This is a genomic window from Streptococcus sp. SM3 (assembly GCF_027497875.1).
This window is the reverse complement of the sequence record NZ_JAJNSA010000084.1, coordinates 1-10,406: the sequence shown is the minus strand read 5'-3', so window position 1 is coordinate 10,406 and position 10,406 is coordinate 1. Positions and strand designations below refer to the sequence as shown.

The following is a 10,406-nucleotide window of genomic DNA, read 5'->3' as shown; positions in this document are numbered from 1 at the left end:
TGCAAGTTTAGGGTCATATTTCTGATAATTAATAGATTGGCCTAGCATGATTGCAGCCTCGCCATCACCAAATCGAGCGATTGAAGATTGATGCTCCAGAATATAATCAAGCGTTTCATCTATGGTCTGCACTTCAAAATCAAATGGTTTATTGGGCAATTGTTTTGTTTCTGCATAATTCCTAATTGCAGTTACCATAGCATCAACATTTTTGATAGAAAAGAGATACTGGCTTTTTTCCCCATTTTGTGTTTTATAAAAGGCAAAACTAGGAATGGATTTGTCTGACAGGAGGTTAAAAACCCCATCTACTTCCCCACCATAGTTAATATCCAAATATAGATCCGTCTTGTCTAATAGTTCCTCAATCTTTTCTGAATCTGAGACCGGATATAGATAGACATTTTCTTTTTCAGCCAAGTTTGTCAATCGTGGTCCCATAAGAGTTCTAGCAGCAATGCTAAAATCACACTCAGGAAGCTGTTCTACTAGATATTCAATTTGTTCCAAATCCTGACTATTTGTAACTGTCAATAGTCGAATACCTCGTGATGTTTGATTGTTACTAATCCCTAATTCAAAAACTGCTTGCAATAAAAATTGTTTTGCAAAAAAACCTTGACTTAGTAAAAAGGAAAAATAACGCACTCTACTACACATTTGAAGATAGGCTTCCTCTGATAATTGTTCCACCAAAAGGTTAGCTTCCTCTAAGTTATCAACCACAAATCCCAATCCTTGCTCTACTATAAAGTCCGAATTAGATAAGGTAGCAGGAATAATGACGGGGATACCTGCTGCTAAATAAGTACTCAATTTATAAGAAACATTCATACTGTAATAATCTATATTTTGTTCCTCATTTTGATGTGTAGTCCAAACCAGTCCAAATCCACCTTTTGATAATTCTAAAAGCATTTCCTCATCAGTCTTCCAACCTGCAATATGAACTTGATTTGATAAAGAAAGCTGTTCTTCATTTGAAAATATAGTTAGCGGAACTGTACCCTCCCAAGTTTTTAATTCTGGGAAACGACTTAAATTTCCTGCAAAATAAATTTCTTTTTTAAATATAGGTTCATGTAAGTCCAAATCATGAGGATGATCCCACATTCTTTGAAAAATGATTTTTTTAACATTCAATCCTTGTTGAAGTAGTTTCTCTTTCATAGCTTCTGATGGTAAGATGATACTATCTGCCATGTTGTAAAGATTGATGTAATCCTGCATCAGAAATTCATTTGCTTTAAACATCAGGGGAATCACATCATGAACAAATACTATGATTTTCACATTGAGAAGTTTCAACTTACTTAAAAATTCTCTTTCAAACTCTAGACCATTCCAAGTTGGAGTCTGAAAAACCACTACATCTCCCATTGAAACACTTGCTAGAATCCCGTCTAATCTTCTACTTCTCTCTTCTACAGTTTCAGCTGATGCATGGTAAAAATAAATCCCTAACTCTCTAAATCCTAGTTGACTAGCTATCTTTTGAACAGCATTTTGAGCAATGGTTGCTGTACTTTCTCGAGCCATTCCATATAGATTGGTAATATGTAATTTCATTATTCTTCACTTTCTAATAGTTTATTAAGTTTCAATATGGACTGACCATCAATTAATAGTGTTTATCCTAATATAATTACTTCATATAGGAATACTTTTCAATTCGATTTTACTAGTTATCTCCTTGCAATAAGTAAATTGTTTCATTAATCCATCTCATAGTTTCAGTCGAGTCTAATTCTACGTTTTTTAGCCATTTTTTCTTTTCATGAAGTTTCTTCAAACATTCATCTAGATATCCTTTTGTATCTATCCCTCTTGATGAAAGGAGGGCAATAAAGTTCAAGCGTTGCTGGACATCACTTCTAACAGCATCTAAAGTAAAATGTTTTGAAATTCTCTCATCTGTACGATAATTATAAGTTTCCTTATTAACATAAACAACTCTATCAGATACCATATATATTTTAAACCAAAATTCCATATCCTCTCCATATAGAGTGGCTACATTAAAAGCAATATTTTCTAGCAAGTTTCTACGAACTAATTTACCACTAACAAAACGATAAGAATTATCAAAACCATCTAAAGACAATAACTCGTCCATTAACTTTTTATTTGTAAATACTTTTTTATCGTAACCTCTTTGAAATGCATGTACATACCAACAATTGTCTCCCATTTCAAACCTCTTATATGTAGAAACTGCTATGTCAGCGTTCTCCTTAATAAGTTCATCGTAAAGTATCTCCACATAATCCGACTCCACCCAATCATCCGAATCAATAAAGGTGATATATTGCCCTTTTGAATGTTCGATGCCTAGATTACGCGCTGAAGAAACTCCTCCATTTTCCTTTTCAAAATAACGAAAACGAGAATCCTTCTCAACATACTCTCTACAAATATCAGCAGAGTTATCTGGCGAGCCATCATTTATTAACAAACACTCAAAATTCTGATAAGTTTGATTCTGAATACTATCCAAACACTGTCTCAAATAATTCTCAACATTATAAATTGGGACTATAATACTAATTAAGGCTTTACTTTCATAATCTGCTATTTTAGATAATAGTTTTTGTTTTTCTTGTTTGTATAACTGTTTATACTGATTATTCTCTGGTACAAATTCGATGTCATGATAATTCAAATGTAAATATTTTAGTTTTTCAACCAATAATTTTGTTATATCACTCTCATCTTTAAAAAACAAGTCATACTTTCCGAATATCTTAAATACATCTAATTTTTCTTCTGAAAACTCTTTAGTAGTAATTGAATTTGGACGAATCCTGTAAGCATAGATAACTTTTGGTAATTTAATCCATTTTCCTGAATGACTTACCAACTCGGGAATAACTGCTAAATCTTCAAATATCCACCCCTCTGGAAAAAAATCTTCTGTTAATAAACTTTTTCGAAACAATTTTGGAAAAACGCTAACTCTCAGCTCATTTAATGCCAATTCTCCCAATTTGTCATCCTTGGTTATTAATATTTTTTTCTCAAAATTATGACAGACTCTATCCACTTTTATTTCATCATGGAAATTTTCAATCATTCCTTCTATAATATCAACATCATCTTCAATGTGTTCTATTAAAGTTTCTAAGAAATCAGGATAAATATAATCATCACTATCTACAAAAGCTACAAAAATAGACTCTTCTCTAATATGATTAATCCCTGTATTTCTAGCCCCACTTAAACCTTTATTAGATTGATTGATTAGTTTGAAACGACTATCTGTTAGATATTCTTCCGCTAGTTGTTGTGAGCTATCCGTGGATCCATCATTAACCATAATGCATTCAAACTTTTTATAAGTTTGATTCTGAATACTATCCAAACACTGTCGCAAATAATTTTCAACATTGTAGATAGGAACTACAATACTGATTAATTCTTGAACCATTTATTTCTCCTTTAATTCAATAGACTTCCTGCGAAACAAAAATATGCTACAAATTATGAAGCAAGTAAACAATTAACTGATGCACGATTTAAGCACCTTGTTGGTGTTCAGCGCACTACTTTTGAAGAGATGTTAGTGGTGTTAAAAACAGCTTATCAACTTAAACACGCAAAAGGTGGATAAAAACCCAAATTAAGCCTAGAAGACCTTCTTATGGCGATTCTTCAATATATGCGTGAATATCTCACTTATGAACAAATTGCAACTGATTTTGGCATTCACGAAAGCAACTTAATCCGTCGGAGTCAACGGGGTGAAGCAACTCTTATTCAAAGTGTTTCACAAACTCAACTTAGTGCTGAGGATGCGGTGATTGTGGATGCAACAAAGATAAAAATCAATCGTCCTAAAAAAATCAACTAGCAAATTTTTCTGGTAAAAAGAAATGTCATGCTATGAAGGCTCAAGCGATTATCACAAGCCAAGGGAGAATTGTTTCCTTGGATATTACGGTGAACTATTGCCACGATATGAAGTTGTTCAAAATGAGTCGCAGAAATATCGGAAAAGCTGGTAAAATCTTGGCTGATAGTGGTTATCAAGGGCTCATGAAGATGTATTCACAAGCGCAAACTCCGAGGAAATCAAGCTCAAGCAAACTCAAGCCACTAACTCTTGAAGATCAGTCCTATAACCGTGCGCTATCTAAAGAGAGAATCAAGGTTGAAAATATTTTTTCCAAAGTAAAAACGTTTAAAATGTTTTCAACAACCTATCGAAATAGATGAAAACAGTTTGGATTACGAATGAATTTGGTTGCTGGCATTATCAACCGTGAACTAGGATTTTAGTTTCGCAGGAAGTCTAATAACTTTAAAATCCTGATTAAGTATACTTTCTACTAGTAATTCTATAAATTTTGAAAAATTTCTTTATATAACTGTATAGTATTTGTATTATCAATACCAAATTCAACTTCATTGTCAATTTATGATTCACTTTTCTCCTCTAGTAAAAACATAACCTCATGAAGCCACCTTATTGTTTCAGATGTATCATATTCAGGTGACTCCTTTAGTCTCGCAACTTGACTTGTAATTAAAGATAAACAAGTTTTTACATATTTTGATACATTTACACCTCTAACTGCAAGAAATGCGATAAAATTCAATCGCTGTTGAATATCACTACGAATTTTTTCTAACCCAAAATGTCTGTCAACATTATCTAAACGATATATATAGCTATCTCTATTAACGAACACAACTTTGTTAGAAATAAGATATAATTTTAGCCAAAATTCCATATCTTCACCAAGGGTTGTCATTTCGTTAAAAGCGATCTTATCTAACAGACATTTGCGAACTAATTTGCCACATACATAACGATAGGAATAATCAAATGTATCTAAATCTATAAATTCATCAATTAATTCTTGATTTGTAAATACTCTTTTTTCATATCCCCTCTGAAAAGAATGAATATACCAGCAATTATCCGCCATATGAAACCTTTTATAAGTAGATACTGATATGTCTGCATTCTCATCTATAAGCGCATTGTAAAGGACTTCTAAATAGTCAGAATCCACCCAATCATCTGCATCAATAAAAGTAATGTACACCCCCCCCGAACATTCAATACCTAAATTTCTAGCCGATGATACTCCACCATTTTCTTTCTCAAAATAACGAAAACGACTATCCAACAGAAACTCTTCTGCGATTTGTTTTGAGTTATCAGTAGAACCATCATTAATCAAAATACATTCAAAGTTTTTATATGTTTGTTCACTAATACTGTCCAAACATTGTCGCAAATAATTTTCAACATTGTAGACTGGAACTACAATACTAATTAGTTCATTGTCCATATACTAACTTACCTAGCCTTGATTTATTCTATTTCCCGGTTAATCTCTTCTTTTTACACAAAGATTCCCATCATTATATACCACACTGTTTGATGGAATATCATTTCGAATGAGACAACCTGCTCCGATAATGGTATTATCCCCAATAGTCACTCCTTTTAAAATCGTGACATTACTTCCTATCCAACAATCTCTTCCAACTCTAATTGGTGCTGTAGTCCACTGCCATTTTTCGATTTTCTCAGCTGTGTAGATATGATCATGGTCGTAAAAACGAACTCCCTCTCCCATCATAGTTCCAGAACCGATTTCGATTCTTTCCATACAGTTGAAACTACAAGAGTTATTAATAAAGACACCATCATGCAGTATTACCTTACCAGAAGAGACATGGAAATTTTCAAAATTTCTACAGATGACATTATCTCCTACAACGAAGTTGGCCGTAGCATCGATTTGAAAGACATTCCAAGTCCCATCTTGGATGATTTTTTCTTGATGATTGGTGCCTACTCTGACTTCATTCAGATACTCTCTCACTCTAAAAACCAATTTATCTGGTGTACTTGACAGAAAAACTTCCTGCCCCTGATTTCCATGGACTGTATTGTCAAATGCAAAGACAGGTTTCTCAGCCTGTACAAATCTTGATACAATAGCATCCACTTCTTGAAAGTGATTGATATCTAGTAAGAAATCACACATATTCACTAGAAAGTCAATTTGCTGATCAGTTGTAACTATCACGAGACGGACATTGTATTTTGACTCCAGTACTCCTATCTTTTCAGAAAAGTGTACAGGAGCTGCAATATGAAAACAAATATCTGGTAAATTTTCTAAAATATATTCTAATTGTTCAATCTGATCACTTACAGTTAAAATTAGTGCATCGCCTCGCACAGTATTTTTCCTCATCTATTTAACTCTCTTATTCTATCTATCATTTCTGAAACTTGATCAATCTGATATATCTCTTGATTCGCTTCATACGATTTAGTATTTTCAAAGGCTAAAATTGGTTTATTTTGGAAAATAAATTGCTCTAATATCTCTACTTCCTTCTCACCATAGTTGATATCTAAAAGAAGCTGACAAGTTTCTACCAATTCTCTATCCAATTCCTCTAAAGATACTGTTCCAGAGTAGACAGTGACATTTGGATAAACAATTAACCTAGAAATATTCTCACTAACGATAACTCTTGCTGCAATCTTAAATTGCACTTCTGGTAAAGCCACTATTAGTGTTTCCAACTGCTCAATTTGATCTGAAGCTGTATAAATCAAACAAGAAAACGGAAATTTAATAGAATAAAGATGCAATTTTTTAAGAGAATGTAAATGATGATTTTTTCCTAACTCTGTCCATTCCATATCATGGTAATACCACCAAACATCACGATAGGTTTGTCCAGCATGTACCTGCCAAGGCTTTCTCTCTGATAAATAATGGATGATCCCTGGATATTCTTGACCATTTGGAAAACGATAGTTTGCGAAACGTTCATGAATGACAATATGATTATTATCAAAATCTAGTTCTAGCCATTTATTTTCAAAAAGCATATTTAAAATACTTTGATCAGCCTGATCCACTTTATCATGCCATTCATTGGTTAAATCAATCAACTTTTGAGTTATATTCTCTTGCTTCCAAAGAGCTTTATTAATCAAGAGAACACCTGCATTAAAGATTTCTCGACCAAAATAGGCTCTGCCTCCAAAATCTCGAATAGCAGCCAAAGGATAGTCCTGTAAATCTGTAGCAAACAAGTCATCTAGATTTTTCGTTACCACTAAATCGCAGTCTAAATAAAGAGCCTTGTCTTCTTTCACGAAATCAGCCACGAAATAACGCAAAAAAACAGTGTAACTGATATCTGTTTTGTAACGTGAAATTTGCTCAGAAGTTACCCGACAATTGATAATTTCTGAATCAAACTTTTCCAAGCGCTTATTTAATTGTTTCAACCATTCATTAGGAAAATCACTATTAATCAGATAAAACCGAATCGAACGATTATGATAACAAATAGACTTAATTGTAGTTATCACCTGCTCTACATAAGCATAATTTGCTGCGAGGACAATGGCTTTCTTTTCCTTTTGTTCCTGTATTAATAACTGATTTAAAAGAGTTCTTTTCATTTCAAACTCTTTATACGTTGCTGTATCGGATAAGCCACTAGCTTGACCATTCGCGAGACTAACTTCCAACATCTGACGATAAACTGCTAAGTGCTTCTCAAGTGGATAACCCATATTAGCTAGTAGAGTAATACGCTCAGACATAGCATCAACCAAGGCATGCATCCACTTTTCTGTCCAAGTGTTTGTAATACTTCCACTTCTCTGGCGATATGCGTACAAACCTTTATTTAAATAAACTACCTTATTTACAGATAAGTACATTTTTTGATTGAAATAACCATCTTCGCCGAGTTTACCTTTCTCAAACCTGAGATAATCAAACAATTTCGCTTTATAGAGTTTGCCCCAAGCAGATATCAAAGCAAAACTCTTCATTTCTTGAGATTCATATAAGTTTTCAAAAATAGAAATATTGTCATATACTTTCTCATAGTAGGAATCCCCATATATATGGAAATAATATGTTTCCTCATCTTCATTGTAAGAATAATAATTTCCAACCGCAATATCAGCCTGATACTCTACTATTTTTTTATATAGAGTTTCTATATAATCTTGTTCTATCCAATCATCAGAATCAATGAAAGTTACATAGGAACCAGTCATCTTGTCCAGACCTACATTTCTTGCATCTGATAAACCACCATTCTCTTTTTCAATATAGACAATTCGATTATCTTTTTGTGCATACTCTTGACAAATTTCACCCGAATTATCTGTAGAACCATCATTGATTACAATTATCTCAATATTTTTATATGTTTGATTAATTAAACTATCCAAACATTTTTCTAGGTAATTTTCAACATTATAAACTGGTACAATTACCGTAATTTTTTCAGTCATGTAATCGTTCTCCTTTCCTACTATTATAACATTTTTTATGCTATTTTTCTGTCTCCCTTAACCTTTAAAACGCAAAAAATCCCCTGGATGATTTTTCATCCAAGGGATTCTTCATAAATCGAAATAATAATACTTTCTATGTATTTTTAATCCGATTACTCTTCATCATCACGTTTACGGCGTTTTGCAAACAGACCTAAACCAGTCACAGCTGCCAAAGCTCCAAGGAGTACAGATGATTTGGAAGCTTCTGTACCTGTATTTGGCAATTCTTTTTGAGATTTACCTGTTGATTCAGAAGTATTTCCAACTTGTGAGTTCGAATGGTTTGCTGAATTTGAAACAGAAATCGAAGTACTTGTCGATGCTGAATTTGAAACTGATGTGCTCACTGATGCTGAGGCTGAAGCCACCGCGCTTGTTGACGCTGAGGCACTTGCTACCGCACTCGTTGACGCTGAAGCTGAAGCTACTGCACTTGTTGATGCTGAGGCACTTGCTACTGCGCTAGTAGATGCTGAAGCACTTGCTACCGCACTTGTTGACGCTGAAGCTGAAGCGACTGCACTAGTAGATGCTGAGGCTGAAGCCACCGCACTTGTTGACGCTGAAGCTGAAGCTACCGCACTTGTTGACGCTGAAGCTGAAGCTACCGCACTTGTTGACGCTGAGGCACTTGCCACCGCACTGGTTGATGCCGATGCACTTGCTACCGCACTCGTTGAGGCTGAAGCTGAAGCTACTGCACTTGTTGACGCTGAAGCTGAGGCTACCGCACTTGTTGACGCTGAGGCACTTGCTACTGCGCTAGTCGACGCTGAAGCTGAAGCTACCGCACTAGTCGATGCTGAGGCTGAAGCTACCGCACTCGTTGAGGCTGAAGCTGAGGCGACTGCACTTGTCGATGCTGAAGCTGAAGCCACCGCACTTGTTGACGCTGAGGCACTTGCTACTGCGCTAGTTGACGCTGAAGCTGAGGCTACTGCACTTGTTGATGCTGAAGCTGAAGCTACTGCACTTGTTGACGCTGAAGCTGAGGCTACCGCACTCGTTGATGCTGAAGCTGAAGCTACCGCACTTGTTGATGCTGAAGCTGAGGCTACTGCACTTGTTGACGCTGAAGCTGAAGCCACTGCACTCGTTGACGCTGAAGCTGAAGCTACTGCACTCGTTGACGCTGAAGCTGAAGCTACTGCGCTCGTTGATGCTGAAGCTGAGGCTACTGCACTCGTTGAGGCTGAAGCTGAGGCTACCGCACTCGTTGAGGCTGAAGCTGAAGCTACTGCACTTGTTGACGCTGAAGCTGAGGCTACTGCGCTCGTTGATGCTGAAGCTGAGGCTACTGCACTCGTTGAGGCTGAAGCTGAGGCTACCGCACTCGTTGAGGCTGAAGCTGAAGCCACTGCGCTTGTTGACGCTGAAGCTGAAGCCACTGCACTCGTTGACGCTGAAGCTGAAGCCACCGCACTTGTTGACGCTGATGCACTTGCTACCGCACTAGTAGATGCTGAGGCACTTGCTACTGCACTTGTTGACGCTGAGGCACTTGCTACTGCGCTAGTCGATGCTGAGGCTGAGGCCACCGCGCTTGTTGACGCTGAGGCACTTGCTACCGCACTTGTTGACGCTGAAGCTGAAGCCACTGCGCTTGTTGACGCTGAAGCTGAAGCGACTGCACTTGTTGACGCTGAAGCCACTGCACTCGTTGACGCTGAAGCTGAAGCCACCGCACTTGTTGACGCTGATGCACTTGCTACCGCACTAGTAGATGCTGAGGCACTTGCTACTGCACTGGTTGACGCTGAAGCTGAAGCTACTGCACTAGTCGATGCTGAAGCTGAGGCTACCGCACTTGTCGATGCTGAGGCACTTGCTACTGCACTTGTTGACGCTGAAGCTGAAGCCACCGCACTCGTTGACGCTGAAGCTGAAGCTACTGCACTCGTTGACGCTGAAGCTGAAGCTACTGCGCTCGTTGATGCTGAAGCTGAGGCTACTGCACTTGTTGACGCTGAAGCTGAAGCTACCGCACTTGTTGACGCTGAAGCTGAAGCTACCGCACTTGTTGACGCTGAAGCTGAAGCTACCGCACTTGTCGATGCTGAGG

6 protein-coding genes and 2 pseudogenes are annotated in these 10,406 nt (G+C 36.7%); 2 read left to right on the top strand and 6 right to left on the bottom strand.

The window, feature by feature from the left end; genetic code table 11:
• Window positions 1–567: 567 nt before the first annotated feature.
• Window positions 568–1,569: pseudogene (locus PAN06_RS10785) on the bottom strand (sugar transferase); the annotation flags it as partial.
• 112 nt (window positions 1,570–1,681) lie between these two features.
• A complete protein-coding gene (locus tag PAN06_RS10780; RefSeq protein ID WP_269796298.1) occupies window positions 1,682–3,427 on the bottom strand; it encodes a glycosyltransferase in 1,746 nt (581 codons plus the stop codon).
• A 51-nt stretch (window positions 3,428–3,478) separates the two neighbouring features.
• Between PAN06_RS10780 and PAN06_RS10775 the strand changes: the two are divergent.
• Window positions 3,479–4,278: pseudogene (locus PAN06_RS10775) on the top strand (IS5 family transposase); the annotation flags it as partial.
• 137 nt (window positions 4,279–4,415) lie between these two features.
• Here PAN06_RS10775 and PAN06_RS10770 read toward each other — a convergent pair.
• From PAN06_RS10770 to PAN06_RS14405, 4 genes are all read right to left on the bottom strand, one after another.
• On the bottom strand, window positions 4,416–5,300 hold the full coding sequence (locus tag PAN06_RS10770; protein ID WP_269796297.1) for a glycosyltransferase family 2 protein: 885 nt from the start codon (window positions 5,298–5,300) through the stop codon (window positions 4,416–4,418).
• Window positions 5,301–5,339: 39 nt separating this feature from the next.
• On the bottom strand, window positions 5,340–6,218 hold the full coding sequence (locus tag PAN06_RS10765) for an acyltransferase (RefSeq protein WP_269796296.1): 879 nt from the start codon (window positions 6,216–6,218) through the stop codon (window positions 5,340–5,342).
• Window positions 6,215–8,299 carry a glycosyltransferase gene (locus PAN06_RS10760; RefSeq protein ID WP_269796295.1) on the bottom strand — a complete coding sequence of 695 codons (2,085 nt, stop codon included), beginning with the start codon at window positions 8,297–8,299 and terminating at the stop codon, window positions 6,215–6,217. The genes PAN06_RS10765 and PAN06_RS10760 overlap by 4 nt, the downstream gene beginning before the upstream one ends.
• A gap of 155 nt (window positions 8,300–8,454) precedes the next feature.
• Window positions 8,455–8,691: an LPXTG cell wall anchor domain-containing protein gene (locus tag PAN06_RS14405; RefSeq protein ID WP_269796294.1), complete on the bottom strand. Its 237-nt coding sequence runs from the start codon at window positions 8,689–8,691 to the stop codon at window positions 8,455–8,457.
• On the opposite strand from PAN06_RS14405, the gene PAN06_RS10750 reads away from it, so the two are divergent.
• On the top strand, window positions 8,684–10,406 hold a 1,723-nt coding region (locus PAN06_RS10750; RefSeq protein ID WP_269796293.1), incomplete at its 3' end, for a hypothetical protein. The two genes, PAN06_RS14405 and PAN06_RS10750, sit on opposite strands and share 8 nt — an antisense overlap.